Source organism: Nocardioides oceani (assembly GCF_030412965.1).
Lineage (GTDB): Bacteria > Actinomycetota > Actinomycetes > Propionibacteriales > Nocardioidaceae > Nocardioides > Nocardioides oceani.
Genome location: NZ_JAUHJQ010000307.1, coordinates 1 through 212, shown reverse-complemented (window position 1 = coordinate 212; position 212 = coordinate 1). Strand labels below are relative to the sequence as shown.

The window sequence follows — 212 nt, the reverse complement described above, 5'->3', positions numbered from 1 at the left end:
CGACGGCGTACACCTCGTCGACGCCGAGCAGCGCGCACGCCGCGAGGATCGTGGGGTGCACCTCGCCGCCGTGGTCCTTCTGCGGCGGGGAGGCGCGCGCGATCGACTCGACGCCGGCGACCTGGGCGGGCACGACGTTCATCAGGACGCTCGAGACGAGGGGCGCGAGCCCGCCGGGCACGTAGAGGCCCACGCGGCGGATCGGCACCTTG

The 212-nt window shown here is 75.0% G+C and carries 1 protein-coding gene; it reads right to left on the bottom strand.

Translation table 11 applies throughout. The features are described 5' to 3' along the window. A partial coding sequence (locus QWY28_RS24175) for a histidinol dehydrogenase (protein ID WP_300955430.1) occupies window positions 1-212 on the bottom strand: 212 nt, incomplete at both ends.